The organism is Methylocystis borbori (genome assembly GCF_036576025.1).
Lineage (GTDB): Bacteria > Pseudomonadota > Alphaproteobacteria > Rhizobiales > Beijerinckiaceae > Methylocystis > Methylocystis borbori.
On sequence record NZ_JAZHYN010000017.1, the window covers coordinates 1 to 26,411 of the forward strand.

Below are 26,411 nucleotides of genomic sequence, written 5' to 3' on the forward strand. Positions count from 1 at the left end.
GCGCGGCGCGCGCTCGGGGCTCGGCGCCGGCCTCTTCGAGCAGGGCGGCCTCATCGTCGACGGCGGGCGCGGGCCCAACACAGCGACGCCGCCCGTCATCGCCCGGGCGGAATTTCCGCAAGAATGGCGCGCGATCGTCGTCTGCGACCCGGAAAGCGTCGGCCTGCACGGAGCCGACGAGCGCGAGGCTTTCGCGGAGCTGCCGCCATTCGATCCCAGCGTGAGCGGCGAACTCTGCCGCCTCGTGCTGATGCAGGCGCTGCCGGCGCTCGCCGAGCGCGAGCTTGCGCCCTTCGGCGCGGCGGTGACGCGCATTCAGGAGATCGTCGGCGATTATTTCGCCCCGGCGCAGGGCGGGCGGCGCTTCGCCAGCGCCAAAGTGGGGGCGATCGTCGCGCGGCTCCTGGCGCTCGGCGCGACCGGCGGCGGCCAGACGTCCTGGGGGCCCACGGGCTTCGCCTTCGCGCAGAGCGAGGCGGAAGCGGCGCGCCTTCTCGCGCAAATCGGACCGGAGGCCCGCGCGCAGGGTCTCGACGTCTCGATCCGCCAGGGCCTCAATCGCGGCGCGAAGATCGACGCGGTTTATGGAAGAGTGGCGTGAGGAGACCGCACTCGCGCCGCAATTTCGTGGCGCCTTATGCGCCATGTCGAGCTTTTCGCTTCTTCGTCCCGCGCTCACTTGCGCATTTCTCGCCGGTTTCGCCGGCGTGGCCCCGGCGCAGGAAGCGCCCGCGAGCGGCGGCGCCTGGATCGGCCGCCTGTTCGACGCCGCGAAACTGCGCTCCGCCCCCGCGCCGACGCCTGATTTCGTGCACGATTCGCGGTCCGAACATCTCGAATACAGGGCCTTCGATGCGCCGGCCGACCGCAAGGCGGGGCGCAAGACCGCCGCCGAGCTAAGGGCGGACGGCGCCGGCCTCGACGCCGCCCTCGCGGAAAACCGCCGCAAGGCGGCGCGGGTCGCGACGCCCGACGCGCCCAAGAAATAACCAGTCCTGCATCGAGGGCTTGCTCGAAGGGCGCCGCGCGGTCGAAATAGGCCGATGCGCCGCTTTCCGCTCCTGGCCCTTTCGCTGATCCTCCCGCTGCTCGCGGCGGAGGGCGCCGCCGCGCAGGCGAGCCGCTCCGTCGTCGCGATGACGCTGACGCAGACCGATTACGGCGGCGGGCGCGTCTATCTCCCCATGCGCTTCGGCAATGTCGCCGGCGCGATGCGCCTCGATACCGGCGCCACCACGACGCGGCTGCGGCGCGCGCCCTGGAACAAGGATTTCCCCATCGTCGGCCAGAGCCGCTCCACCGGCGCCTTCGGCCAGACGACGCTTTGCGAGGACGTGGAGGCGGCAAATGTCGCGCTGAAGGCGAGCGAGGGAAACGACATTGCGCGCGGCAAATATGAGGTCGCGCGCTGCGCGGCGGACGACGGCGACGATCTCCTCGGCCTCGATTTTTTCAAGAACGCCCGCTTCACGATGGATTTCGTGCGCCGCGAGATGGTTTTCTTTGGGCCGCCGTTCGGCGGGAACCCCCGCCCCTTCCGCCGGCTCGGCCCGGAAAAGCGGCTCGTCGGCGTCGACTTTCGCTCAGGCGCCCTCACCGTCATCGGGCTCTTCGACACGGGCGCGGAAATCTGCGCCGTCGACCGCGCCTTTGTCCTGAAACACAGGCGGCTTTTTGCGCCGACGAAGGAGAGGATCGGCGCGAGCGAGGCGTCGGGACGGAAATTCGCGTCGCGCCTCTTCAAGATCAAGGAGATCGATCTCGGCGCCGGGCGCATCGCGCGCGACGTCTATGCGCTCGTCTATGACTTCGGCCCCTTGCGCGCGGCGCTCGGCCGCGAGACGAGCTTCATTCTCGGCTTCAACCTGCTCAGCCAATTCGCCTGGGAGCTGGATTTCCGCGCCGCCGACGCGCCGCTGTGGGACGCGCGCGGAAAGTAAAAGACGCGCGGCAAAGGCCCGGCATGGCGTTTGCCAGCACTCCCGAGACATGGGATGCTTGCCTTCGTCATGACCTCAGACGCTCCTCCCCCCGATTTCGCCCAGACGCATCCCGGCCTCAGCGTGCTGCGCATGGCCTCGCTCATCGCCGAGGGCGAGGAGGGGCCGGACGAGGAGACGCTCGATCTCCTCTTCGAGCAGGTCGAGGCCGGCCATCTCGTTGACGTGGCGCCCGCCGACATGTGGCCGGAGCTCACGCGCGGGCTGATGGGCCGCGCGCCGTCGAAAATGATCGCGACATTGCGCGACAGCGGCGCGCTTGCCTGCATCCTGCCCGAGGTCGTAGCGCTCTTTGGCGTGCCGCAGATTTCCGAAGCGCCCAACGATGTCGATATCGGCGAACATTTGCTGGAGTCGCTCGACGAGGCGGCAAGGCGCAATGCGCCGCTCGCGGTGCGTTTCGCGCTTCTCGTGATGAATGTCGGCAAGGCGGATTCGCCGCGCGAACATCTCCCCGCCCATTACAAGCATATCGAGCGCGGCGGTCCGCGCATCGAGGATATCGCCGCGCGCTTCGGCGCGCCGGAAGAATGCCGCGACCTCGCCATGCTGGCGCTCGCCGAATGCGAGCGCGTGCATCGCACCTCGAAAATGCGCGCGGGCCCCGTCGCCGCCATGCTGGAGCGGCTTGACGCTTTCGACAATCCCGCGCGTTTCGAGCGGCTGATGAGCGTCTGCACATGCGACTATTGCGCTTATGAGGGCCGCGCGGGACAGGCCTATCCGAAAGCGACGCTGCTGGAGATCGCCATCAAGGCCTGCGCCGATATTGAAGCGACGGATTCCGACGAGGAGCGATTGAACGCCCGCGCCGAAGCCATCGCGCGGGCCTTTCGCTCGGAGCGCTGGTCGAGCGAATTGGCGAGCGAATAACGGGCGCCGGCGATATTTCCTTTTCGTCAGTTCGGCGCGCCGCCCCCTCTCCCCGACCCGAAGTCGGCTGTTGCCGACTTCGGTCTTCGATGCGCAAGTCGGAAACATCCGACTTGCGACGGGGAGAGGTTTGTGCGCCCGCGCCGAAGTCATCGCGCGGGCCTTTCGTTCGGAGCGATGGTCGAGCGAATTGGCGTAGGGTTGCCTCTGAATAAAGGTCTGTATTGCGCCAAATTTGGACCTTCGAACGAGGTTCAATAGTGACAATTGTGGAGCGCTCAAGGCGTCTTTAAAATGCGATGACCACGCGTGCGTGCCTTATTTGTTAAAAATGATCGGGAGATCGAGAAATGCAGAACAGTCCTGTTTCTATTTCGATTTCTGGAACACATATACGTCCATGTAGATATCGAGTGATTTTTGTTTTTTAACTTTGCTATTCTTACAAGCCTTCAACGTCACGTTAAAGAGCGAGCGAGCAGCATGACCTCAGGACGCTGGCGCGCATATCACCTGGCCCGCGCCGCGCATAGACGTGTAGCCGGCGGCAATGATGCCAACGACACGACGAAACTCGCCAAGAGCGCCGATAATCTAGACGCCATACGCAAGAGTGTCGAAGACGCGACCTCGGTCAGCGCCGGCCTCTGGCTCTCGTATCTCTTCGTTTTGTTCTATTTCGCGGTGGCGGCCGGCGCGGTCACGCATACCGATCTGTTGCTGATGAACCCAGTCAAGCTGCCGTTCTTAAACATCGAGCTGCCGCTGCTCGCATTCTTCTTTCTCACGCCGTTGCTCTTCCTCGTCTTGTATGCGTACACGATGGTGCACTTCGTTCTTTTGGCGAAGAAGGCGCTTCGGTTTCACAACCGGCTCTATGACCAATTTCCGGGGGACGATGACCGAAGCATATCGATTCGCGATGGCCTGCGGCGGCAACTGCCAAGCAACATCTTCGTGCAGTTTCTCGCCGGACCGAGCGACGTTCGCAATGCCGGCTTTGGTCGTCTTCTGGAACTCATCGCTTGGACAACGTTGGTCCTTGGGCCAGTCACGCTTCTCTTGCTGCTCCAGATCCAATTCCTACCTTACCATGATGGCCTCATCACTTGGACGCAGCGCTGCGCTGTCATGGCTGATCTTTTGATCATCTGGTGGCTGTGGCCCAAAATTCTTGCCGGGAGCGGCGATTTGCGCGGATGGAGCTCATGGACGACATGGGCGAACGCTTCGATCGCACTCGTAGCGAGCGGGGCCACCTTTCTGTTCTCATGGACGGTCGCGACGTTCCCGGGCGAGTGGCAGGAGGCGCCTCTGAAATGGTTCGCTTTGATCGAGCCGGTGCGGATTAACGCAGCGATCTTCAATGGCGAAGTCAATGACATCACCCGGCGCCGCAACAGCTGGCTCTCGAACACACTCATCCTGCCAGGTTTTAGTCTCTATGAAGCGCGGAGGAGTGAATCGAAGGAGCATTCAATCGACTTGCGCGGCCGCCATCTTGAAGGCGCCATCTTCAGGGAAGCGAATTTCGGAGAGAAAGCCGATTTCACCGGGGCCTATCTTCAAGGGGCATCACTCACCAGTGCTCGGCTTCTCGGGGCATCGCTGGATAAAGCATTGCTCCATGGTGCGTCTCTTGAGGGAGCCCGACTACAAGGTGCGTCGTTCAAGGATGCCTGGCTACAAGGCGTGTCGCTTGAAGTCGCACACATAGAGGGCGCCACGTTCCTTAGAGCAGACCTTCAAGGCGCATCACTCGATATGGCGTTTGCTCAGGGCACATGGTTTAGGGGCACGCAACTTGAGGGCGCATCGTTTTGGTTCTCGAATCTTCAGGGGGCTTCGTTTGAAAATGCAGTTCTTATCGCCGTGGATTTCGAGAACTCCTATCTCTGGCGCAGCCAGTGGGGAGAGCCACGCGGCCCAGACGGCCTTCACACCCTGCGGGCCGACGGCGTGCACTGGAGCCCGATCGCAAACTACATGCTCGCGAGCGATTACGGAAACGAAATGCTCTCTTCCACAGGATACCTACCCTGGAGCGACGACTCATATGGATTGTTGAGAAAAGAGATTGAAAGCATTCCCGAGGGGGATCACCGGACCTGGGCGCTCAAGCGGATCAGCCAGCTCGATTGCCGCGACACGAGCCTCACTCCCCTTTGCAATCAGGCAACCTCGCCCCCGCCGAAAGTTTTCGTGAGTATCGTCGAGCCGCGGGAAGACGCCTTCTATCTGGCTTTCGCCGACGAAGTGGTCAGGCTCGTGTGTAACGATCCGCGGAAGCGAGAGTTCAGAGCTATGAGGATGGATCATGTGTCGCCGTTCGAGTTTAACGCGATCAACACTCTGCGCGGGCTGATAAGCTATCGATTCAATCGCTTCTTCTCCGAAAGGTCGAAACTCGTATCGCGCTTCCAGCAGCCCGATTGCTGGGTCTCGAAATTGTTGACTGACAACGACAAGGCCAAGCTGAAGGAGTTTTTAAGATAGGCCGCGATGACCGCTTCGGGTCAGAAGCGGGCGCTCGAATACCTCGACCCTCGCCTGCCGCTGCTGGTGCCGATAAAAAACGCGCTGGATGTGTCGGAGGGAATGACCCACCCTCGCTAGGGTGAATGCTAGCGCTCGATTAAACTCTATTTGGAGAATCGCGGAGCGCCGCGCTAAAAATCGCGCGGCGCTTATTGTCTCATGAGCGCGATGGCGTCGCTTCTCGATCACAGAAACGATCCAAAGAAGGCGCCGCCGATTCCCGCCAGCACGGCCGTGGCGACGACCCCCGGCAGGCCAAACAGCGCGCCGCCGATTCCAGCGCCGATGGCGGCGCCGACGATCGCGCCGACAGTCGCCATTGTCATGTGTTCTCTGGCTGATATCATCGTATCCTCCATCACATGCGCCCCTCGTTGCAGGGAGGCGTCATAGGGACTTAGAGCCGGCTTGGCGGTGGGCAAGCCCCTCCAAAATAGGCTAAACTCCCGTTTCGCTCCCTTCGGAACAAACACTGAAATGTCGGATTTCTATCGCATCAAGCGCCTGCCCCCTTACGTCTTCGAGCAGGTAAACCGCCTCAAGGCGCGCGCCCGCGCCGGGGGCGCCGACATCATCGATCTCGGCATGGGCAATCCGGACCTGCCCGCGCCCAAGCATGTCATCGACAAGCTGGTCGAGACCGCCGGCAAGCCCCGCACCGACCGCTATTCGGCGAGCAAAGGCATCGCCGGGCTGCGCCGGGCGCAGGCCGCCTATTACGCCCGCCGCTTCGGCGTCTTGCTCGATCCCGAGTCGCAGATCGTCGCGACGCTCGGCTCCAAGGAGGGCTTCGCCAATATGGCGCAGGCGATCGCCGAGCCCGGCGACGTGGTGCTCGCGCCCAACCCCTCCTACCCCATCCACGCCTTCGGCTTTCTCATGGCGGGCGGCGTGGTGCGCTCCGTCTCCTCCTCGCCGACGCCGGATTATTTCCGGGGGCTGGAGCGGGCGATCCTGCATTCGATCCCCAAGCCGATCGCGGTCGTCGTCTGCTACCCGTCCAATCCGACGGCGGAGGTGGCGACGCTCGATTTCTACAAGGACCTCGTCGCCTTCGCGAAGAAGCACGAGATTTTCGTGCTCTCCGACCTTGCCTATGCCGAGGTCTATTTCGACGACAATCCGCCGCCCTCGGTGCTGCAGGTGCCGGGCGCGATGGATGTGACGGTCGAATTCACCTCCATGTCGAAGACATTTTCGATGGCGGGCTGGCGCATCGGCTTCGCGGTCGGCAATGAGCGGCTGTGCGCGGCGCTGGCGCGGGTGAAGAGCTATCTCGACTACGGCGCCTTCACGCCGGTGCAGGTCGCCGCCGCCGCCGCGCTCAACGGGCCGGACGATTGCATCAAGGAGATGCGCGCGATCTATAAGAAGCGGCGCGACGTGATGGTCGAGAGCTTTACGCAGGCGGGCTGGCCAATCCCGGCGCCGCGCGCCTCCATGTTCGCCTGGGCACCGGTGCCGGAGCGCTTCCGCAATATTTCGAGCCTCGAATTCTCGAAGCTGCTGATCGAGAAGGCGGACCTCGCGGTGGCGCCGGGCGAGGGCTTCGGCGAGCATGGCGAGGGCTATCTGCGCCTCGCGCTGGTCGAGAACGAGCAGCGCATCCGCCAGGCGGCGCGCAATCTGCGCCGCTTCTTCGAGACGGCGGAGAGCCATCTTCATAATGTCGTGCCGCTGCAGGCGCGGGGGTGAGGGATCGTCCAACTATGTTTCCGTCATTTGGACACGTCCGTCATCGCGCGCGTAACGATGATCGGGCGAGAGGAAAGCGCAATGCGCGCGACCATGAAGAAATCCCGGCGCCGGAATTTACGCTCGACATCCTGCTCGCGGGCATGACGCCAGACAAACTTCATGAAGAAGAGGATTTCGGCGCTCCTGTCGGCCGCGAGGCGCTATAGTCGACAATTGACGCAAGCATGGGGCTTGTCATTCCAATCTACTCGAACAACTCGGATGTCATTCCCGCCGCACGCTTTGCGCGCGAGCGGGAATCCAGAGCAATGGTCATGACTCTTGTCGCGATTCTGGATTCCCGGTCAGGTCTTCGACCTGCCGGGAATGACAGGCCGAGCAATCAATCGGATTTCGCATGATCCGCTCGACTTATGTACAGACCATGGCGCGCTACAGTCGCTGGCAGAACGGGAGCCTTCGCGCCGCTGCGGACGGCCTGTCGGACGAAGCGCGGCGAAAGGATCGCGGCGCTTTCTTCAAATCGATTCATGCGACCCTCAGCCATCTTCTCTGGGCGGACCATATGTGGCTGAGCCGCATTTCCGATGGCCCCAGGCCTTCGACGCCGCTGAGCGAATCGGGCTCCTATCGCGACGAGTGGGACGCCTTGAAACAGGACCGCATCGCCTGCGACGAAAGGCTGATCGCCTGGGCGGACGCCGTGAGCGACGACTGGCTCGCCGGCGATCTCGTCTGGCGTTCGAGCCTGATGCAAACGGATGCCGTCAGGCCGAGATGGCTTGTCGTCAGCCACATCTTCAATCACCAGGCCCATCATCGCGGCCAGATTCATGCGATGCTGACGGCCGCGGGCGCCAAGCCGCAGGACACCGATCTGATCTTGATGGAATCGCGCGCGCCTTAATCGCCGATCAGGTTTTCCAGGAACCCCACGAGATCGTCGGTCGCGAAATCCACATGCGGCTCGGAGCCGTCGGCGATCTCCCACGCCTCGCGCTCGGGGCCTTCGTCATGGGGCGGCAGCACCAGCACCGTCGTCATCCCGCGCCGATGCGGCACGACGAGATTGCGGACGATATCCTCGAAGATCGCCGCGCGCTTCGGCTCGATCTTCAATTTGTCGAAGAAGCGCGCATAGGCGCCCTCGTCGGGCTTGGCGATGAAATCGGCTGCGATGATGTCGAAAATATCCTCAAAAAGATGATCGATTTCGAGCTGCTTCGCCGTCTCGATCGCGTGATGGCGCGAGCCATTGGTGAGGATGAGCTTTCTCCCCGGCAGCGCCGCGATCGCCCGCGCCAGCGAATGATCGGGATCGAGAGATGAGCGGTCGATGTCGTGGACGTACGAGAGATAGGTCTCGGCGTCGACGCCATGCTCGGTCATCAGTCCGCGCAGCGTCGTGCCGTAGCGCTCGTAATAATGTTTCTGCAAGGCGCGCAGCGACAGGGCGTCGAGGCCGAAGAGCCGCATCATGAACAGCGTGATGCGCATGTCGATCTTCGGCCAGAGATCGGCGGTCTGCGGATAGAGCGTATTGTCGAGATCGAACACCCAGGTGTCGATATGGGCGAAACGCTCTCTCGCCCCGCTTGCCGGGAGAGGGAGAGGGGCCTGGGGTTCGTTCACGGGCGCCGCTCGATCCTTTTCATGCTGCAAGCAGCATCGCCAAAAATCCCCCGCCCCTCGCCTAACCTCTCCCGCAAGCGGGGAGAGGACTAGCGCGTAATCAGCGTGCCGGCGCCGTGATCGGTGAGCAACTCGATCAGCACGGCGTGCGGCAGCTTGCCGTCGAGGATGACGACGCCCTCGACGCCGCGCTCGATGGCGTACATGCAGGTCTCGACCTTGGGGATCATGCCCCCCGTAATCACGCCATCGGCGATGAGGCCGGGAATGTCCGCGACCTTCAATTCCTCGATGATGCGCTTGTCCTTGTCGAGCACGCCCGGCACGTCGGTGAGGAAAATGAGGCGCTTGGCGTGGAGCGCGCCGGCGATGGCGCCGGCGAATGTATCGGCGTTGACATTATAGCTCGCGCCGTCCGGCCCCTGCGCGACGGGAGCGAGCACGGGGATGAGTTCGCGGCCGAGCACCTGGTCGAGCACGGTGGTGTCGACCTTGTCGGGCTCGCCGACGAAGCCGAGATCGACGCCGTCGGAGCGCTCGAGCTTCTTCGCCGTGAGCATGCGCCCGTCCTTGCCCGTAAGCCCGATGGCGCGGCCGCCTTCCGAATTGATGTAGCCGACGATCTGCTTGTTGATGGCGCCCGCGAGCACCATTTCGACGACGTCCATCGTCTCCTCGTCGGTGACGCGCAACCCGTCGGCGAATCGCGATTCGACGCCGAGGCGCTTGAGCATCGCGCCGATCTGCGGCCCGCCGCCGTGGACGACCACGGGGTTTACGCCGGATTGTTCGAGCAGCACCATGTCGCGCGAGAAATCGCGCGCCACCGCGTCGTCGCCCATGGCGTGGCCGCCATATTTCACGACGACGATGGCGTCGTCATAGCGCAGCATATGCGGCAGCGCCTGCATGAGAATACGGGCTTGCTGGAGCGCGGTGTCGACGGTTTCGGTCATGAAATTCTCGTGGTGCGCGGCCTCTTCCTATCGGAAAGGGCTATAGCGCCCCACCTAGCCCGGGGCGTCCGTCGCATTCAAGCGTTTCGTTCGGAAAGAAGCCTTGCGATCGCCCCGCGCAGCGCGCCGATCCCCTCGCCGCTGTGCGAAGAGGTGAAAATCACCTCCGGAAAGGCGGCGGGGCGTTTGGCGAGCGTTTGCGCCGTCGCGGCGACAACAGCCGCGCGCTCGGCCGCCTTTAATTCGTCATGCTTGGTGAGCGCGATCTGATAGGAGACGGCCGACTGGTCGAGGAGATCGAACATCTCTTCATCCAAGGGCTTTACGCCGCGCCGCCCGTCGATCAGCACGAAGACGCGCGCCAGCGACGCCCGGCCCTTAAGATAGTCGCGCATCGATTGCGACCAGTTCGCGACCTTCTCCTTGCCGACGGCGGCGTAGCCATAGCCGGGCATATCGACAAGCCGAACGCGCTCGGCGCCCGGCGCGCCGCCAAGCGCGAAGAAATTGAGCTGCTGCGTGCGTCCCGGCGTGTGTGAGACGCGCGCGAGCGTCTTGCGCCCGGTGAGGGCGTTGAGCAGCGAGGATTTGCCGACATTGGAGCGCCCGGCGAAGGCGATTTCCGGCGGTCCTGCGGGCGGCAGGTCGCTCGCCTTGGCGCTCGCGAAAATAAAGTCGCAAGGACCGGCGAAGAGACGGCGGCCCTGTTCCACGAAATCTGTTTCTACGGCGTCTTGCATGGGATCGGCAGTCGGCAATGGGCGGTCGGTTTGTCTTCCGCCGAGCGCCTGAGCCCGACCGCCGCCTTTATGCGCGCTGGAACGTCTTGCGCAGATTGTCCCAGAACTCGAACTTCACGCCCGCGCGCTTCATGATCACGCCCTGCTGGGCGATGGAAAGCAGATTGTTCCACGTCCAATAGATGAGCAGGCCGGAGGCGAAGCCGCCGAGCGTGAAGGTGAAGATCACCGGCATCCAGGCGAACATCGTCTTCTGGATTTCGTCGGCAGGCTCGGGGTTCATCTTCATCTGCAGCCACATGGAGACGCCCATCAGGAGCGGCCAGACGCCAAGCGCGAGATAGGGGCCGAAGATCGCGACATGGGTCGGGTCATAGGGCAGCAGGCCGAAGAGATTGAAGATATTGGTGGGATCTGGCGCCGAGAGGTCCCTGATCCAGCCGAAGAAGGGCGCGTGACGCATTTCGATCGTCACGACGAGCACCTTATAAAGCGAGAAGAACACCGGAATCTGCACGAGCACCGGCAGACAGCCGGCCGCCGGATTGACCTTCTCGCGCTTGAAGAGCTCCATCTGCTCCGTATTGAAGGCGTGTTTGTCGTCGCCGTATTTTTCCTTCAGCTCTTTGATCTTGGGCTGAATCTCCTTCATCTTGGCGATCGACTTGTAGCTCTTGTTGGCGAGCGGCAGGAAGGCGAGCTTGACGATCACCGTCACCGCCAGAATGGCGAGGCCGAAATTGCCGAGGAGCTTGTAGAGAAAATCGATGAGCCGGAACATCGGCCGGGTGATGAAGTAGAACCATCCCCAGTCGATCAGGAGATCGAAACGCTTCAGGCCCGGATTGACCTTATAGGCGTCGAGCGTGTCGACTTCCTTGGCGCCGGCGAAGACATAGGTCGTCGCCTCGGTCGAAGCCTCCGGCTCGATCGTCCGCGCCTCGCCGACCGTATCGGCCTGATAGGTCTTCGTCGCCGCGCCCATCGCGGCGTAGCGCGCCTCGATGGCGGCGTTCTGATCGGGCGCGACGACGGCGCCCCAATATTTGTCGGTAAAGCCAACCCAGCCGCCGACGCCCTTGAAGGTTTTGACGGCGTTCGGCTCCTTTTCGATCTTGTCGTAAGCGAGCTCTTCGCCCTTGTCCCCGATGACGCCGATGAAGCCTTCATGCAGGGCGGCATAGCCGGCGGACGGCGGATGGCCGACGCGGGTCACGCGCGAGTAGACGTAAAGCGTCACCGGCTTGCCCGACTTGTTCTCGACGCGGTCCTTGACGGTGAAGAGATATTCGTCGTCGACCGAAACGATCCGCTTGAAGAAGAGGCCCTGGCCATTGTCCCAGGAAAGCGTCACCGGCTTTCCCGCGGTGAGCCGGTCGGAGTCCGCCGTCCAGAGCGTTTCGGTCGTCGGCAGAACCGGCGCGTTTTCCGTCTCGGCGGTGAGATAGCCGAGTTCGGCGTAATAGGGATTGGGGCCGCCTTCGGGCGAGAGCAGCGTGATGATCGGGCTCGTCGGGTCGACGGTCTCCCGATAGTTCTTCAAGGAGACGTCGTCGACGCGCGCGCCTTTCAGCGCGATGGTGCCCGAAATCGATTTGGTGTCGATTTGGAGGCGGGGGCTGGCGGCGAGCGCCTCCTCGCGCGTCCTCGGCGTGGCCTTTACCGGCGCGACCGCTTTGTCCGGGGCGCCGAGCTGGGGAATCTTCGCGATCCGCGCCTGCTCGGACTGGGCCTTGCGTTGCTTGTCCATCTGCGGGAAGGCATAGAAATAGTCCCACAGGCCGATGAAGACCATCGACAGCGCCGCGGCGAGGAGCATGTTTTTCGTGTTCTCTTTCATGGCTCCCTAGGCCTGTCTTCCTGTTTACGCCGGGGCTTCGCCGCGCCGCGATCGTTCAATTTGGCGAGACCTTCGGTCATTTGGGCGACGAGATCGGAAAAATCGGCGGCGAGCGTCGCGCTCCGCGCGACAAAGACGTAGTCGCGGCCCGGCTTCGCGCCAAGGGCGCCCCCGAGCCGCAAGGCTTCCCTCAGCCGGCGGCGAATGCGGTTCCGGCCCACGGCGCCGGCGGTCTTTTTCGTGACGGTGAGGCCAAAACGGGCGGGCGCTTCGTCGCCGTCGCGCGGCGCCGCCTGCAGGGTGAAGGCCGGCATGGCGAGGCGCGCCCCGACGCGCGAGACGCGCATGAAGTCGCGGCGCCGGCGCAAGACCTCCGGACGCGGCGACCGCTCTTCCTCGGCAGGGCCTTGCGCCCTCATTGAGCCCTCCGCCTCATGCGCGGCGGAGCCGGCTTAGGCCGAGAGGCGCTTGCGCCCGCGCGCGCGCCGGGCGGCGATGACGTTGCGGCCGCCGACCGTCGCCATGCGGGCGCGAAAGCCGTGACGCCGCTTACGCACGATCTTGCTGGGCTGATAGGTCCGTTTCACCGTCGTTCTCCGCTTGGCGAGGCGCGAACCGCCCCGCCCTTCTTTATCGCGCGCTAGCGCCGCCCAAGGCCGCGCCGCGTTTCTTGAAAAATCCGTTCGGCCTGCCCGCTGCGCCCGACGCAGAAGGCGGGGCGAAGAAAAACATTCGTCGCCCTTTAGGGGCGACGCCGAGTGAGCGCATATAGGGGGAAGCGCCTTTCCAAGTCAATGACGCGCGGACGGTCTTTCGCGCGAGAGGGCCGCCCTTTCGCGCCGGATTTGGAGCCCGCGCGCCGGCGCCGTTTGACTTACTAGACGACCGGTCGCATAATTCATCTCATGTCTGACCGCAATGCGACCGACGCCACGAAGAAGCGCCTCCTCGACCATGGCGTCGCGCTGATGCTGCGAAACGGCTATCACGGGACCGGCCTCGCCGAAGTGCTTGCGGCCGCCAAAGTGCCGAAGGGCTCCTTCTATTATTATTTCCCGAGCAAGGAAGAATTCGGCGCGCAGGCCGTCGAACATTATATCGCGCCCTTCATCAGGCGGCTCTCCGAGCATCTCGCAGCGGCCGACCGCGGCGGCCTTGACGCGCTCGCCGCCTATTTCAACGAGATGATCGGCGAACTCGAGGCCAATGATTTCGCTGGCGGCTGCCTGCTCGGCAATCTCATGGGCGAGATCGGGGGCGGCAGCGCGTCCGCGCGCGAGGCGCTTAAAAGAGCGGTCGATCGCTATCGCGACCTCCTCGCCAAGGGCCTTGCCCGCGCCCAGGCCGAAGGCGCCGCGCGCCAGGATCGCGAGGCGCGCGCGCTGGCCGACATGCTGGTCGACGGCTGGCAGGGCGCGCTTTTGCGCATGAAGGTGGAGCGCTCGGCCGCGCCGCTGCGGGCCTTCGTCGACGAGATGCTGCTCGGCTACTGCCGCGCCTAAGGGGAAGGATTAAGCAAGAGCCGCCTTTCGTGCGGCCAGATCATAGACGACTGGTCTAATACAACCAAGGGAGCATCCAAATGAGAAAAAGTCTCGCGCCGCTCATCCTCGCCGGCCTCCTCTGCGCAGGACCCGCCAGCGCCGAAATCCTCGCGGCGATGAATTACGAAAGCAAGGCGGGCGTCGAACCCCGGCGCGAAGGCATCGCCGTCATCGACATCGACCCCGCTTCGAAGGCCTTCAACACCATCGTGAAAGAGGCGCCGCTGCCGCCCGACTTCGTCGCCCATCACATCTATTTCAACAAGGGCCAGACCAAGGCCTATGTCACCTCGCTCGGCCGCAGCGCGCTCGCCGTCTACGATCTCTCGATCTTCCCCGAAGGCGTCCGCTTCGTCCCGGTCCCCGACTGCAAGGTCGGCGAGGACATGGTCTTCTCGAACGACCGCAAGCGCTGGTTCCTCAGCTGCATGGGATCGAGCAATATTATTGTCGGCGACGCTGAGAGCGACCTAACGCTCAGCGTGATCGCCGCGCCGGAGCCCGCGAAGGGCGAAGCCGCAAAACCTTTCATCAAACATCCGCATGGGCTGACGCTGAACGAAAAGCTCGATCTCCTCATCGCGACGAGCACGGTCAATCCGGCCGACTTCAAACAGGCGGGAGAAACCATCGCGCTGATCGAAGCCTCGACCGGCAAGCCGCTTGCGACGCATAAAGTGTCGGAGAAGCCCTCGCCCGCTGGCGAAGCGCCGGTCGAGACCGCCTTCATTCCCAATCGCGAGCCGCCCGTCGCCTACATCACCAATATGCTCGGGGCGACGCTGTGGACCGCGACATGGGGAAAGGACAAGAGCGTCGATCTGCGCCGCGTTTATGACTTCGCATCCATCGGACAGGGCGTTCCGCTGGAGATGGAGTTCAGCGAGAGCGGCGACAGGCTTTATGTCACGACCGCCAAACCCGGCGCGCTCAACATCTTCGACATCGCCGATCCGCAGGCGCCGAAGCTCCTCGCCAGCGCGCCGACGGCGCCCGGCGCGCATCATTTCGTCTTCTCGCCGGATCGCCGCTACGCCTTCGTGCAGAACAGCCTCCTCAACCTGCCCGATATGAGCGATGGTTCGGTGAGCGTCGTCGATCTCGAAGCCAATAAGCTCGTCGGCAAGATCGACGTGCTGCAGAAGGCGGGCTTCAATCCCAATTGCATCATCCTGATGCCCAAATGGCGCGAAGCGGAGGATTAATACGAAATTTCCGCCGCGCCCTTCGCTCGATGCGTCATTCCCGGTCAGGCCGAAGGCCTGACCGGAAAGCTGGAGCAATATCCAAAGCGGTTGTTGCGACTCTATTTTTCCGATCGCGCGCGCAGCGTGCGTCGGGAGTCATTCGACGCCAAAACGGCCTTGGCGTTTTCCCTCAATTTTTGTCTTTGCCTCGCCGAGTCGCGACGGCGTATAGATTGAAACGCCGCGTGATTCGCGCGCCTGTCTCGTGCCTTTCCCGACGTTGCGTGATGCGTCCGCCCGCATAGCGCCCAAGATTAAGATTTTGGGCTGAGTCTCGGGTCGAGGTGAAGGTTTATTAACCAATTCCGCTTACCTTCCACGGAAGGTCGGCGAGATCGCTGGACGAGAGCGCCAGCCAGCCGCCGACGCGCGCTTTATACGCGGCCGGTCGCGGACGATGGAGCTCGGTGGGGAACCAACATGCGCGTTTTATTGATTGAAGACGACAGCGCAACGGCTCAGAGCATCGAACTCATGCTCAAATCCGAGAATTTCAATGTCTATACGACCGATCTCGGCGAAGAAGGCATCGATCTCGGCAAGCTCTATGACTACGACATCATCCTGCTCGATCTCAATCTTCCGGATATGTCCGGCTATGAGGTGCTGCGCACCCTGCGCGTCGCCAAGGTCAAGACGCCGATCCTCATTCTTTCGGGCCTCGCCGGCATAGAGGACAAGGTCAAGGGCCTGGGCTTCGGCGCCGACGACTATCTGACGAAGCCCTTCCACAAGGACGAACTCGTCGCCCGCATCCACGCCATCGTGCGCCGCTCCAAGGGCCACGCTCAATCCGTCATCACCACCGGCGACCTCATCGTCAATCTCGACCAGAAGACGGTCGAAGTGAGCGGCGCCCGCGTGCATCTGACCGGCAAGGAATATCAGATGCTGGAGCTTCTCTCGCTCCGCAAGGGCACGACGCTGACGAAGGAGATGTTCCTCAACCATCTCTATGGCGGGATGGACGAGCCGGAATTGAAGATCATCGACGTCTTCATCTGCAAATTGCGCAAGAAGCTCGCCAACGCCAGCGAAGGCCGAAATTACATCGAGACGGTCTGGGGCCGCGGCTATGTGCTGCGCGAGCCGAGCGAAGCCGACGAGCGCATCACGGCTTAAGTCAGGCTGCCGGTCGAGACCCGACTAGCCGTAAATCACGTTGGCGGTCCAGCCTCACTAAGCAGAGGCGAGCGTTGAGGGATTCCCGGCGTGTTGGCCGCTCCGCTTGAAGGAAACATCGACTTCAACTTCCTCATCGAGCTTCCCAAGGATCGCGATCAGGCGATCAAGCGTAAAGCGTCCCAGCTTCGCGCCGCGAATGCGCGAGAACTCGGAATGGGAAACGCCCGTTAGTTTTTCCGCGTCGCGCGTGGAAAGCCGCCGTTTGTCGAGCGTCTGAATGATCCTCGTGGCGATGAGCGCGCGCGCCTGAGCAAGGCCGGCGTCTGGCCGTCCGAAATCGCGATAGACGTTGCCCGAGCCGTGAACCAATTCAAAATCGTCTTTGCTCATTTCAGCGCCTCCTTCAGCCGCTTCAGCCTCTCTCGAATAAGATCAACCTCCATTTGTGGGGTTTTAATCCCTGACTTTGATTTCTTCTGAAAAGCGTTGATCAACCCAAATGTCCTCATGAATCTTGAGAACATAGATTGCGTGGAAGGCGTCGCCTCGATGCTTCAACGCGATTTCAAACACCCCGCCGTCAAGGCCCTTGAACGGCTTCGCCCTGTCCGATTTTCCGCCCGCCGCCGCGATCGTCAGCGCGTCGAGCATGTCGAAGCGCCATCCTTTCGCAAGTAACTTTTGTGCGGCGGGGCGGCTCTGAGGGTGCAGCTATGATGCAGAAGTGTTGAGTTTTGCATCATCGTGTAAGCCTTGCTGTTCCTTAGCAACAGGCATACCTCTGAACGTATGCAATGCAACGAAGGCAAAGCTTGCGACGCCGTTCTGCGCCATCTGGAAGCCCGCGAGGGTGCAGTGCGGTCAAAAATCCGATGGCCTGAAGAAGAACACCATCAAGGACCGGTCGAGCTGGTCTGCAATATTGGGAGCACACTTTACGCCCTCGAACACACCTGCATCGAGCCGTTTGAAGGGCTCATAAAGCTCAACCAAGAAGCCGAACGGGTGTTCGGGCCGATTGAAATGGCAGTCAGTGTCGTGGTGCCGGATGGCGAAGTATGGAACCTGAGCCTCCCGGCACTGGGGCTTCAGGGAAAGTCTGGCCGTGAGATTCGACAGGCTCAAAAGGCGCTAATTGAATTCATCAAAAGCACAGCGCCAACGCTTCCGCTGCTCCCTTATGCCGACTATCGAAAAGGTCCGCCACCATTCAACATCGCAAACGTGCCGTTTCCGGTGACGCTGCACCGTTTCCGCTCGGAAGTCCCCAGCACCGTTCCCGGATTCAAGCGCCTGATGATTTCGCATGTTGTGGCAGGCAATGAGGAGACTCGCGAAGCTCAGCGCCAAAAGCGCATTGAGAAAGCATGCAATGCACGCCGTTTTGACAAGTTAGCGGTTTGGAAAACCCGCATGGGAGCACGGACAGTTCTGATTTTAGAAAATACTGATCTATTTCTTACAAATGAGGAAATCGCGGCACACAATTATCTTGATATTGTCGCCAACTGCTCCAACAGTCCTGACGAGGCCTATTTGTTTGAAACGGGCCTAAATAGCCGTTGGTATTTGTGGCCGCTACAGATTGGTAAACAAACGTTTTTTGATATCTATAGCGATGCGAAGCAGCCCTTTGGGGAATTCATACCTTCGGAGCTTGTCTCTGCGACGAATAGATGAGTCGTATACGGCTCATTATCGAACCGAATGCATGATCTCATACGGCTCCGGCCCTTGCCGAGAGCGGGACCACAAGCGACTAGAAGAATCCGCGCTGCCTCGCGCGGAGTCGAGAAAAGCCAAATTCCTCGCGGGCGGTGTTTCAGGCGACGGCGCTCTTAGCGTCGGGGCTCGCATCTTCCGCCGCCGCTTGCGCCGCCGGCGTCGCTTCTATCGTGACGAGTTCAGGTTCGCTTCTGACGCTCACCTGAAGGCCGCAGGCCTTGGCGACGAGGCCCGCGTAATAGGCCTGGATCGCGCGCGCGTCGATCGCGCCCTCTTCCGATTCGCCTTCGAGCAGTTGCGGCACGGTGGCGGCGATGCGGGCGTTGACGCCTTTCGCCTCGATCTTAAAGGAGACGCGCTCTTCCTCGCCGGCGGAGCTCACCGAAATGACGCCGCCGCGCGGAATGGCGGCGTCGGCGAGCAGGCAGAGGTTCAAGAGAAGCTTCACCTTATTCTTCGACATGAGGACGCGCGGCACGCTCCAGAAAAGCTGCGTGCGTTCGTCGGCGAGAAGCTGGCGCGTAACGAGCTCCGCGTCGCCGGTGTCGATCGATGCGCCCTTGGAGCCGGCCGCGCCGAAAGCGAGACGGCAGAACTGCAGCCGCGCCGACGCCTCATTGGCGCTCGATTTGATGAGCGCCAGCGCATGGCCGCGCATTTCTGCGTCCTTCTCCTCCTCCAGCACTTCGAGTCCATTGACGATCGCGCCCACGGGCGAGATGACGTCGTGGCAGACGCGTGAGGAGAGAAGGGCGGCAAGGTCAAGGGGATCGAGCGAGAATTGGGTCATGACGCCATCCGGGTAGCGCAGCGAAAAAGGGCGCGAATGTTGCGCAGGCTTCGTCCGCTCTTCCTAATCGTCGGCGCGGACGGGCTGACCCGGCGCGCGAATCACTGCAATCAGGCTAGAGAAAACTAACGGTCGCAGCAGGGAATGCAAATCGTGAGGACGTTAATTTGGGAAGGTCGCCGGCGATGACGCCCGATGACGCCTTTGAAACGAGCGACGCCGAAGCCGACGCGCTCGCGCGCTGTTTCGCGATGCTTGCGATTCGGGCCGGCGCGCTGGCGATGGAGATTTTCGCCGCGCCCCAAATCGAATCTCGAATGAAAGGCGATTCGTCGCCCGTCACCGAGGCCGACGAGCGCGTCGAGGAATTTCTGCTCAGCGAACTCGAACGGGCGCTCCCGGGCGTTCCCCGCCTGGCGGAAGAAAGCGCCGCGCGCGGCGCGCGCCTGCGCGAAAGCGACGCTTTTCTGCTGATCGATCCGGTCGACGGCACGCGGGAGTTCCTGGCGCGCAGCCCGGAGTTCACCATCAATGTCGCGCTCGCGGAAAAGGGCGCCCCCCGCATCGGCGCCGTCTACGCCCCGGCGCAGGAACGGCTGTGGTTCGCGGGCGCGCGCGGCTTCGAGACGCGGGCGGCGCCTGGCGGCGCCCTGCCCGCGGCGCAGGATTTTCAGCCGCTGCGCGCGCGCCGCCGCCCCGCGGACGGCCTCGTCGCGCTCGTGTCGAAATCGCATCTCGACCCTGAGACGAAGGAATTTCTCGCCCGCGAACCCGTCGCCCGCAGCCTCGCCATCGGCTCCTCGCTGAAATTCTGCCTGCTGGCGCGAGGCGAAGCGGACGTCTATCCGCGCTTCGGCCCCACCATGGAATGGGACACGGCGGCCGGCGACGCGGTGCTGCGCGCCGCGGGCGGCGCGACGCTCACGCCGAACGGCGCGCCGCTTCTCTACGGCAAATCCGGGCAAGGCTACAGGAACGGCCCCTTCATCGCTTGGGCGGACCCGGCGTCGATTTCCTCAAGCGCAACGCTTCCTTAACCGCGTTGCGCAACTCTCTGTGACGCAATCCGCCGCGTCCGTTTTGCGACGCATCGGCGCCGCGAGTCGGCCACGCTTCGCGCCCACTCGTGACGTCGGCGACTATCGTTCGCGTTCTTTGGAGTTCCGCGATCATGAGCGAATCGAAATCGAACGCCGCCTCGCGCCGCGACCTGTTGCGGCTTGCCGGCGCTTCCGTCTGCGCCCTGGCGGCGCCCCTGTCTTTCGCGCGCGCCGATGCGCGGCCGGAGGCCTATTCGAGCGACGAAATCGTCGATAACGGCCATCGTTTCTTCGGCTCGATCTCGCGCGGCCTCGCGGAGGGCGTCGAGCGCGCCTCGCGCGAATGGGGCCGGCCCAACGCCTATATCCTCGGCCAGGAGGGAAGCGGCGCCTTCATCGGCGGCCTGCGTTACGGCGAGGGCACCATGTATACGCGCAACGCCGGCAAGCAGCGCGTCTATTGGCAGGGCCCCTCGATCGGCTTCGACGCCGGCGCCGACGGCGACCGCACCATGATGCTCGTCTATAATCTTCCTTCGGTCGACGCGATCTATCGGCGCTTCGCCGGCGCCAACGGCTCCGCCTATCTCGTCGGCGGCTTCGGCTTCACCGCGCTCAATAATGAGGAGGTCGTGGTAGTGCCGGTGCGCTCCGGACTCGGCGCGCGGCTCGGCCTCAACCTCGGCTATCTGAAGTTCACGCCGGCATCGACGTGGAACCCGTTCTAAGAGACGACCCTCCCAGCGGCGCGCTTTTCTCCCCTCGCGCCGCAATGTAATGATGTCCGGCCATGAACGCGCAGGACATCATCGCCAAGCTCCGCGAAAACGAGGCCACTCTACGGGCGCGGGGCGTGACGCACGCCGCCCTCTTCGGCTCGCGGGCGCGCGGCGACAATCGGCCCGACAGCGACATAGACATTATGATCGAGATCGCGCCCGACGCTCCGGTCGGCGTCTATGAATATGTCGCCATCACGCAATTTCTGTCGGAGCTTTTCGAAAACCGGGTCGATGTCGCGAATCGCGGCAAGCTGAAGCCCCTCGTTCGCCCAGTCGCCGAGCGAGACGCGGTTTATGCTTTCTAACAAGGCGCGACTGGCGCTGTTCGACATTCGCGACAACGCCGCGCTCGCGCGCGAATTTGTCGAAGGGCTGGATTTCGCGCCTTCGCTACGGATCGGCGCGCGTTCTATGCCGTCACGCGCGCCCTCGAAATCATATCCGAGGCCGCGCGCCGCCTGCCCCAAGACCTGCGCGACCGTCACCCTCATCTGCCATGGCGCGCAATCATGGGCGCGGGAAATGTCTATCGGCGCGACTATGACAATATCGCCGAGGAGTTCGTCTGACGCACTCTCCACGAAGATCTTCCGGCGCTGATCGCGGCGGTGTCCGACGAGATCGCCCGTCTTGACCCACCATAACCTCGGCTGCGCCCGAAGAGCGGCCGGGCGTAAGACCGGCCTCCGCGGGGATTTTCACGCCGAGGCTTCCGCCGCCTCGCCGCTTCCATCCGTCACGACGAAGCTGCAAACGCCGCAGGCTTCGTCGCCGCGCTGCAGGCGCCAGCGGCAATGGGCGCGAATCGTGCAGGCATGGCCGCGATCCGGCTTGATCGGCGCGCCGGCGTCCTTCAGCAGCCCGACGATCCGGCCGATCAGGCCGCATGCCTCGCCGTTCCACTGGACGCAGCGGCTTTCGGCGCAGGACGACGAAAAGCGGAAGCTTTGTTCGGGCGCGCCCTGGACGCGCGCCGCGGCCAGGAAATATTCGTCCGCGACCAGCGTCGTGGCGAAATGGGCGAGGCGCCCATCCTCGCCGACCGCGCCGATCACGGTGGCGCCCGTCATCGCCGGCGCGCTGGGACAGCGCGTCTCGCTCATATCCGCTCCTTCACGAGCGCGCCGATCTTTTCGATGGGAGCCGCGAGATCCTCGAATTTCTCGCGCAAGACGAAGCCCATCCATTCGCGCGGCAGATAGACGACGCGCTTTCCGAGGCTCGGCTGCGCGCCAAGACGCGTCAGCACGGCGCCCTGAATGTCGGCCGCGATGGAGCCCTTAAGCTCGTCGGAGATTTTAAGATCGCCCAGATCGACGACGAAGCGCGTCATAGCCGTCCCCCCTCTAAAGAGCGCTCTCGGCGAAACCCGCCTCGACATGCGCGGCCCCATCTGGCGGCGGCGTCGGCGCCTTGTCGCCATGCAAATGGATGAGCGCGCGGATCGGAGCCGCGGACGCTTTGCTTTCGGAGCCATTACATGGCAGTGTCCCCTCCGCTGTCCGCCGGGGGCGCGGAGACGGCAAGGGATTGCGGGTCTTGATCGAGCAGGCGATGTATTTTGCGCTCGGCTTCCTCGTGGCCGGGCTTCTTACATTGATGTTTTTGCCGGCTTTTTGGCGGCGTGCGCTTCGTCTGTCGATGCGGCGGCTGCAAATGCTCGCCCCCATGTCGATGGAGGAGGTCGTCGCCGAACGCGACCTGCTGCGCGCGGAATTCGCCGTCCGCGAGCGCCGACTCGAACAGGAAATCGAGGCGATCAAGACGGCGAGAGCCGGGGCGCTCGCCGAGAGCGGCCGCCGCGCCGCGCATATCATCGAACTCGAAACGCGCATCAAGTCGGCCGAGGCCGACTGCCGCGACATGAATCAGCGGGTGAGCGAAGCGCAAAGAATCGTCGCCGAGCGCTCGGAGCTTTTGCTTTCCACCGAAATGGCGCTGCATGAACTCACCGAGCGCGTCGAGAGCCTCAGCCGCCTCGAACCCGGCGGAGAGGCGTTCGATCTGGAGCGCCAGGCGCCCCTGAACCGCGTCGCGGCCCATGAGGCGACAATGCTCGCGCTGCATGAGCGCAACGCCGAGATGGCGCATGCGGTGGAGGCGATGCGCGCCGATTACGCCCAGGCCGCGGCGGCGATCGCCAAGGCGACCGGACTCGAACAGGAGCTGGCGCGCGTTTCCGCCGAACTGGAGACCATGCGGACCTGCGGCCAGTCGCTTGCGGCGGAGCTCGACGCGACGCGCGCCGAGCTCAAGACGGCGCAGGAGCGCTACCGGAACGACGGCGATCATTACCAAAACGCCCTGCGCGCCGCCCGCGCCGAGTCGCGCGACAAGGCCGACAAGCTCGAATCGGCGCGCGCCGACACCGCCATGCTGCAGGGCGCGGTGGAGGCCCTGCGCGCCAATCTGCGTCGCGGCGGCAATGGCGCGCATCCGGCGAGCGGCGGGGAGGCGGCGAGCGAGGGCGACGTCGCCGCGCTGCGCGAGGCGATCGTGCAATTCGGCGACCAGGTCGCCGCGCTCGACGCGGGGACGACGGACAAGACCCAGGTCAAGCGCGCTCTGTAACGCCCCGTTTCAGCATGGAATTTATCCCCGACCGTTCATACGCCGGTCGCAACCGCTTGCCATGCTCAACGCAAAGCAGGAGCGCGCAAATGGTTTACTTGTTCGAGTTTTTCGCAGTCGAAGCCACCGGCAATCGCCTGTGCCTCAATACGACGAAGCGTCGCGTAAAGACGGCGGCGCTGGCCGACGCCTATGGTCAATCCATGATGCGAGATCTCGTCTTTGACGATCAAAAGGCCACCGTCTGCGTCATCAAGGATCAGGTTGGGCACACGCTTCGCGAGGTGCTTGCGAACGCTTAGCGCGCTTTCCGATCAGACGGAATCGTCTGATCGATAAGAAATCGCGCCAAAGCAAATAGGTCGGACCAAGTTCTGATCGAAAAAGTCCGTCAACTTTTTCGGAACTTGCTCTAATGGCCCCAAGGGCGATCTCCCGGCGCGCCGCCGCCTGACTTCTCGGCTTTCCCCGAGGCCTGTTGAGACTTGACCGCGCCGGCGCGCTTTGGAACAAAGACGGTGACATTCCCGTCTATCCCAAGAGACGCAATTGCTCTTCGCCGCCCTGTGCCTCGACAAGCCGGATCACGTCGATCTTCGGCTCTCCACCCGCGCCGCCCATCTCGCCTTTCTTGACGCGCATGCCGCACAGGTGAAGCTCGGCGGCCCCTTTCTCGACGCGGCCGGCGAGAAGCCCGTCGGCTCGCTCCTGATTCTGGATTGCGAGAATGAAGCGGCGGCGCGCGCCTTGCTTGCGCAGGACCCCTACGCCCAGGCCGGGCTTTTCGCGCAGGTCGATTTGCGGCCCTGGAAGCGCGTGGTGGGAGCGCAGATCTGATGGCGCATTGGCTCTTGAAAAGCGAACCCTCGAGCTGGTCCTGGGATCAGCAGGTCGCGGCCGGCGCCAAGGGCACCTTCTGGAACGGCGTGCGCAACCATTCGGCCAAACTCAATCTCATGGCGATGAAGAAGGGCGAGAAGGGCTTTTTCTATCATTCCAACGAAGACAAGGCGATCGTCGGGATCATCGAGATCATCAAGACCTATTATCCGGACCATACCGACGAGACGGGTAAATTCGGCATGGTCGACGTGAAGGCGGCAAAGCCTTTGAAAAGGCCGGTGACGCTCGCGGAGATCAAGGCCGAGCCGCGCCTCAAGGACATGGTGCTCGTCAATAATTCTCGCCTGTCCGTGCAGCCGGTGAGCGACGCGGAATGGGCCGTGGTGCTGGAGATGGCGGGGGAGAAGGCTTAAGCCCTCAACCCATACCCATTTGACCGCGCATGTCATTCCCACGCGCGCTATGCGCGCGATCGGGAATCTAGAAGCAAAAGCGGCATTCTCGGATCGATTCTGGATTCCCGATCAGGCCTTCGGCCTGCCGGGAATGACACGGCAAGCTAACTGCCCAACAGGACGCCGCGCCGAAGAGCGTCAGCCGCCGCTGTTCTTCGACTTGTCGCCGGCGATCTCGGGCTTTTCCGTCAGGCCGTTCTTGATCTTGGCCAGAATCTTCGGCAGCTCCTCGGGCTCCGGCCCGAGGTCGCGCGCATGGTTCCACTGGAACTGCGCTTCGAGCTTGCGGCCGACGCGCCAATAGGCGTCGCCCAGATGATCGTTGATGACCGGGTCCGAAGGCTTCAGGTCGATCGCCTTCTCCAATTCGCGCACGGCTTCATCGTAACGCCCCAGCCGGTAATAGGCCCAGCCGAGACTGTCGACGACATAGCCGTCGCGCTGTCTGAGATCGACGGCGCGCCGCAGCATTCTGAAGGCGTCGTCGAGATTGATCCCCTGATCGACCCATGAATAGCCGAGATAGTTCAGAACCAGCGGCTGGTCGGGATTGAGCTCCAGCGCCTTTTTGAGGTCCGCCTCCGCCGCCGGCCAGTTCTTGCGCCGCTCATTGGCGATGCCGCGATAATAATAGAGCAGCCACTGGCTGCGGTCGGCGTTGGGCTGCAGATCGAGGATGCGCGTATATGTCGAGGCGGCGTCGGCGAAAAGCTTGCGCGAACGCTGCAGATTGCCGAGCGCGGTCAAGGCCTCCTGATTCTTGGGATTGGCCTCGACGACGGCGGCGAGATGTTCGCTCGCCTCCTTCGACTTGCCGAGCGTTTCGAGCAGCAGCGCGGCCTGCACGTCGGCGTTGACCCGCAGCGGGCTGTCTTCCGGCACGCTGTCGTAAAGGTCGATCGCAGCCTCTTCCTGCTTCATGCGCTCATAAACGTCGCCGAGCGTGACGATCGCCAGCGCGTTCTGCGGCGAAAGATGGAGGGAGAGGCGCAGATAGATGAGCGAGGCGAGTTCGTCGCCCTGGCGGCCGCCGACCGCGCCGAGCCCGTAGAGCACCTCGGCGGCGCCGTCGTCGGCGCTTTTCACGAAAGGCGTGAGGGGGTTGCCTTGGTCGAGCGTCGCGAGCCCCGCCGTGGTGATCGGATGATTGGGCGCGACCTCGTCGAAGCTCTTATAGATGCGCTTCGCCTCTTCGCGGTCGCCATGCGTCGCCAGGAAACGGGCGTAAGCGTCGACGAGGCGCAGCGTATTGCGCTCGGCGCTATAGGCGGATTTGAACCGTTTCTCGGCCTCGGCCTTGTCGCCGAGGAGATCGGCGATCAGCCCCGCGTGATAGTCGCGGAAGACGACGAAGGCGTCGTCGTTGAGCGTATCGAGCGTCGCGAGCGCGCGCTTCTTATCCTTGGCGCCGGCGTAGCTCCAGGCGGCGAGCAGGGTCGAGGTGATGTCGCGGCGGCGGTCGCCGCTCCCCTTGGAAAATTCGGCCCGCGCGGCGGCGTATTTGCGGCTCTTGATGAGATCGACGCCGCGGGCGAGATGCGCGAGGCCGTTGGCGCGGTCATGGGCCAGCACGCGGGCGCCGAGCGGCATCGCCTCCGGCATATTGCCATTGGCGAGCGCGGCCACGAAGGCGCGGTCGACGAGATCGGCGTTTTTCGGATCGTCGCGCAGCGCCTCGCGGAAGAAGGTCGAGGCGGCGAGCGTGTCGCGCTCCGCCCCGGCGACGATCGCCGCGAGATAATTGCCGGAAAGGCTCGCCCCGACTTCGAAAGGCCGGGCCACGACGATATTTTTTTCGCGCGCGGCGAGGCTCGCCCCGCAGGAGAGCGCGAGGACGCCCGACGCGCCAAAGAGAACGAGAACGAAGCGCGACAAGGCGCGGCGCGCGCGAGGAGCGGCGGGCGCTGACAAGGATGCGGAATTTGGCACAGGCGCTTTCCTAAGGGGCGACGGTCCGAGCGAGACGCGAAAAATTGCGCCGCCCACAGCCCGGCCGCCGGGAGGGGCTAAAA

31 protein-coding genes and 1 pseudogene are annotated in these 26,411 nt (G+C 63.3%); 19 read left to right on the forward strand and 13 right to left on the reverse strand.

Features of this window, described 5'->3' with window-relative positions:
* From V3H18_RS07505 to V3H18_RS07525, 5 genes and pseudogenes are all read left to right on the forward strand, one after another.
* Positions 1-601: pseudogene (locus tag V3H18_RS07505) on the forward strand (GHMP kinase); the annotation flags it as partial.
* Between the two features lie 43 nt (positions 602-644).
* Positions 645-989 (forward strand): hypothetical protein, encoded by a 345-nt coding sequence (locus tag V3H18_RS07510; RefSeq protein ID WP_332081384.1) that lies wholly within the window; start codon positions 645-647, stop codon positions 987-989.
* Between the two features lie 54 nt (positions 990-1,043).
* The gene (locus V3H18_RS07515) at positions 1,044-1,940 is read left to right on the forward strand and encodes a pepsin/retropepsin-like aspartic protease family protein (RefSeq protein ID WP_332081386.1); all 897 of its coding nucleotides are present in this window, start codon (positions 1,044-1,046) and stop codon (positions 1,938-1,940) included.
* A gap of 69 nt (positions 1,941-2,009) precedes the next feature.
* Positions 2,010-2,873 (forward strand): tRNA nucleotidyltransferase, encoded by an 864-nt coding sequence (locus V3H18_RS07520; RefSeq protein WP_332081387.1) that lies wholly within the window; start codon positions 2,010-2,012, stop codon positions 2,871-2,873.
* A 483-nt stretch (positions 2,874-3,356) separates the two neighbouring features.
* Positions 3,357-5,369 carry a pentapeptide repeat-containing protein gene (locus V3H18_RS07525; RefSeq protein WP_332081388.1) on the forward strand — a complete coding sequence of 671 codons (2,013 nt, stop codon included), beginning with the start codon at positions 3,357-3,359 and terminating at the stop codon, positions 5,367-5,369.
* A 227-nt stretch (positions 5,370-5,596) separates the two neighbouring features.
* Here V3H18_RS07525 and V3H18_RS07530 read toward each other — a convergent pair whose 3' ends face one another.
* Positions 5,597-5,737: a hypothetical protein gene (locus tag V3H18_RS07530; protein WP_332081390.1), complete on the reverse strand. Its 141-nt coding sequence runs from the start codon at positions 5,735-5,737 to the stop codon at positions 5,597-5,599.
* A 151-nt stretch (positions 5,738-5,888) separates the two neighbouring features.
* On the opposite strand from V3H18_RS07530, the gene V3H18_RS07535 reads away from it, so the two are divergent.
* Positions 5,889-7,106: an LL-diaminopimelate aminotransferase gene (locus V3H18_RS07535; RefSeq protein ID WP_332081391.1), complete on the forward strand. Its 1,218-nt coding sequence runs from the start codon at positions 5,889-5,891 to the stop codon at positions 7,104-7,106.
* Positions 7,107-7,506: 400 nt separating this feature from the next.
* The gene (locus V3H18_RS07540) at positions 7,507-8,016 is read left to right on the forward strand and encodes a DinB family protein (protein ID WP_332081392.1); all 510 of its coding nucleotides are present in this window, start codon (positions 7,507-7,509) and stop codon (positions 8,014-8,016) included.
* On the opposite strand, the gene V3H18_RS07545 is transcribed toward V3H18_RS07540, so the two are convergent.
* The 6 genes from V3H18_RS07545 to rpmH form a co-directional block, all read right to left on the reverse strand.
* A complete protein-coding gene (locus V3H18_RS07545; protein ID WP_332081393.1) occupies positions 8,013-8,741 on the reverse strand; it encodes a pyrimidine 5'-nucleotidase in 729 nt (242 codons plus the stop codon). The genes V3H18_RS07540 and V3H18_RS07545 overlap by 4 nt on opposite strands.
* Before the next feature lie 89 nt (positions 8,742-8,830).
* Positions 8,831-9,697, reverse strand: a complete 867-nt coding sequence (gene argB / locus V3H18_RS07550) for an acetylglutamate kinase (protein WP_332081394.1) — start codon at positions 9,695-9,697, stop codon at positions 8,831-8,833.
* Positions 9,698-9,774: 77 nt separating this feature from the next.
* On the reverse strand, positions 9,775-10,437 hold the full coding sequence (gene yihA, locus V3H18_RS07555) for a ribosome biogenesis GTP-binding protein YihA/YsxC (protein WP_332081395.1): 663 nt from the start codon (positions 10,435-10,437) through the stop codon (positions 9,775-9,777).
* Between the two features lie 67 nt (positions 10,438-10,504).
* On the reverse strand, positions 10,505-12,277 hold the full coding sequence (yidC, locus tag V3H18_RS07560; RefSeq protein WP_332081397.1) for a membrane protein insertase YidC: 1,773 nt from the start codon (positions 12,275-12,277) through the stop codon (positions 10,505-10,507).
* The gene (gene rnpA, locus V3H18_RS07565) at positions 12,274-12,696 is read right to left on the reverse strand and encodes a ribonuclease P protein component (RefSeq protein ID WP_332081399.1); all 423 of its coding nucleotides are present in this window, start codon (positions 12,694-12,696) and stop codon (positions 12,274-12,276) included. The genes yidC and rnpA overlap by 4 nt, the downstream gene beginning before the upstream one ends.
* Before the next feature lie 33 nt (positions 12,697-12,729).
* Positions 12,730-12,864 carry a 50S ribosomal protein L34 gene (rpmH, locus tag V3H18_RS07570; protein WP_116638084.1) on the reverse strand — a complete coding sequence of 45 codons (135 nt, stop codon included), beginning with the start codon at positions 12,862-12,864 and terminating at the stop codon, positions 12,730-12,732.
* A gap of 318 nt (positions 12,865-13,182) precedes the next feature.
* On the opposite strand from rpmH, the gene V3H18_RS07575 reads away from it, so the two are divergent.
* From V3H18_RS07575 to ctrA, 3 genes are all read left to right on the forward strand, one after another.
* Positions 13,183-13,779, forward strand: coding sequence for a TetR/AcrR family transcriptional regulator (locus V3H18_RS07575; protein WP_332081401.1), 597 nt, complete (start codon positions 13,183-13,185; stop codon positions 13,777-13,779).
* Positions 13,780-13,859: 80 nt separating this feature from the next.
* Positions 13,860-15,026, forward strand: coding sequence for a hypothetical protein (locus tag V3H18_RS07580; RefSeq protein ID WP_332081402.1), 1,167 nt, complete (start codon positions 13,860-13,862; stop codon positions 15,024-15,026).
* Between the two features lie 462 nt (positions 15,027-15,488).
* On the forward strand, positions 15,489-16,190 hold the full coding sequence (gene ctrA / locus V3H18_RS07585) for a response regulator transcription factor CtrA (protein WP_332081403.1): 702 nt from the start codon (positions 15,489-15,491) through the stop codon (positions 16,188-16,190).
* 57 nt (positions 16,191-16,247) lie between these two features.
* Here ctrA and V3H18_RS07590 read toward each other — a convergent pair whose 3' ends face one another.
* Both V3H18_RS07590 and V3H18_RS07595 read right to left on the reverse strand, forming a co-directional pair.
* Positions 16,248-16,583, reverse strand: a complete 336-nt coding sequence (locus tag V3H18_RS07590; protein WP_332081405.1) for a helix-turn-helix domain-containing protein — start codon at positions 16,581-16,583, stop codon at positions 16,248-16,250.
* A gap of 63 nt (positions 16,584-16,646) precedes the next feature.
* The gene (locus tag V3H18_RS07595; protein WP_332081406.1) at positions 16,647-16,844 is read right to left on the reverse strand and encodes a hypothetical protein; all 198 of its coding nucleotides are present in this window, start codon (positions 16,842-16,844) and stop codon (positions 16,647-16,649) included.
* 204 nt (positions 16,845-17,048) lie between these two features.
* Here V3H18_RS07595 and V3H18_RS07600 point away from each other — a divergent pair, with 204 nt between their 5' ends.
* Positions 17,049-17,873 (forward strand): hypothetical protein, encoded by an 825-nt coding sequence (locus V3H18_RS07600; RefSeq protein ID WP_332081407.1) that lies wholly within the window; start codon positions 17,049-17,051, stop codon positions 17,871-17,873.
* Between the two features lie 142 nt (positions 17,874-18,015).
* Here the strand turns inward: V3H18_RS07600 and chpT are convergent, their stop codons facing one another.
* Complete coding sequence (gene chpT / locus V3H18_RS07605; protein WP_332081408.1) at positions 18,016-18,708, reverse strand: histidine phosphotransferase ChpT; 693 nt, start codon at positions 18,706-18,708, stop codon at positions 18,016-18,018.
* A 185-nt stretch (positions 18,709-18,893) separates the two neighbouring features.
* Between chpT and cysQ the strand changes: the two genes are divergently transcribed.
* From cysQ to V3H18_RS07625, 4 genes are all read left to right on the forward strand, one after another.
* Entirely contained in the window at positions 18,894-19,745 is an 852-nt protein-coding gene (cysQ, locus tag V3H18_RS07610) for a 3'(2'),5'-bisphosphate nucleotidase CysQ (protein WP_332081409.1), read from the forward strand.
* Between the two features lie 134 nt (positions 19,746-19,879).
* On the forward strand, positions 19,880-20,476 hold the full coding sequence (locus V3H18_RS07615) for a DUF1134 domain-containing protein (protein WP_332081410.1): 597 nt from the start codon (positions 19,880-19,882) through the stop codon (positions 20,474-20,476).
* Between the two features lie 62 nt (positions 20,477-20,538).
* The gene (locus tag V3H18_RS07620) at positions 20,539-20,835 is read left to right on the forward strand and encodes a nucleotidyltransferase family protein (protein WP_332081411.1); all 297 of its coding nucleotides are present in this window, start codon (positions 20,539-20,541) and stop codon (positions 20,833-20,835) included.
* Positions 20,836-20,889: 54 nt separating this feature from the next.
* Positions 20,890-21,099: a HepT-like ribonuclease domain-containing protein gene (locus V3H18_RS07625; protein WP_332081454.1), complete on the forward strand. Its 210-nt coding sequence runs from the start codon at positions 20,890-20,892 to the stop codon at positions 21,097-21,099.
* Between the two features lie 129 nt (positions 21,100-21,228).
* Here the strand turns inward: V3H18_RS07625 and V3H18_RS07630 are convergent, their stop codons facing one another.
* On the reverse strand, positions 21,229-21,633 hold the full coding sequence (locus V3H18_RS07630) for a hypothetical protein (protein ID WP_332081412.1): 405 nt from the start codon (positions 21,631-21,633) through the stop codon (positions 21,229-21,231).
* Positions 21,630-21,863 (reverse strand): hypothetical protein, encoded by a 234-nt coding sequence (locus V3H18_RS07635; RefSeq protein ID WP_332081413.1) that lies wholly within the window; start codon positions 21,861-21,863, stop codon positions 21,630-21,632. The genes V3H18_RS07630 and V3H18_RS07635 overlap by 4 nt, the downstream gene beginning before the upstream one ends.
* A gap of 197 nt (positions 21,864-22,060) precedes the next feature.
* Between V3H18_RS07635 and V3H18_RS07640 the strand changes: the two genes are divergently transcribed.
* From V3H18_RS07640 to V3H18_RS07655, 4 genes are all read left to right on the forward strand, one after another.
* A complete protein-coding gene (locus tag V3H18_RS07640; RefSeq protein WP_332081415.1) occupies positions 22,061-23,101 on the forward strand; it encodes a coiled-coil domain-containing protein in 1,041 nt (346 codons plus the stop codon).
* A gap of 89 nt (positions 23,102-23,190) precedes the next feature.
* Positions 23,191-23,403, forward strand: a complete 213-nt coding sequence (locus V3H18_RS07645; protein ID WP_332081417.1) for a hypothetical protein — start codon at positions 23,191-23,193, stop codon at positions 23,401-23,403.
* A 247-nt stretch (positions 23,404-23,650) separates the two neighbouring features.
* Complete coding sequence (locus V3H18_RS07650) at positions 23,651-23,938, forward strand: YciI family protein (RefSeq protein ID WP_332081419.1); 288 nt, start codon at positions 23,651-23,653, stop codon at positions 23,936-23,938.
* Positions 23,938-24,357 (forward strand): EVE domain-containing protein, encoded by a 420-nt coding sequence (locus tag V3H18_RS07655; protein WP_332081420.1) that lies wholly within the window; start codon positions 23,938-23,940, stop codon positions 24,355-24,357. The genes V3H18_RS07650 and V3H18_RS07655 overlap by 1 nt, the downstream gene beginning before the upstream one ends.
* A 180-nt stretch (positions 24,358-24,537) precedes the next feature.
* On the opposite strand, the gene V3H18_RS07660 is transcribed toward V3H18_RS07655, so the two are convergent.
* Positions 24,538-26,274 carry a tetratricopeptide repeat protein gene (locus V3H18_RS07660; RefSeq protein ID WP_332081421.1) on the reverse strand — a complete coding sequence of 579 codons (1,737 nt, stop codon included), beginning with the start codon at positions 26,272-26,274 and terminating at the stop codon, positions 24,538-24,540.
* Positions 26,275-26,411 lie beyond the last annotated feature (137 nt).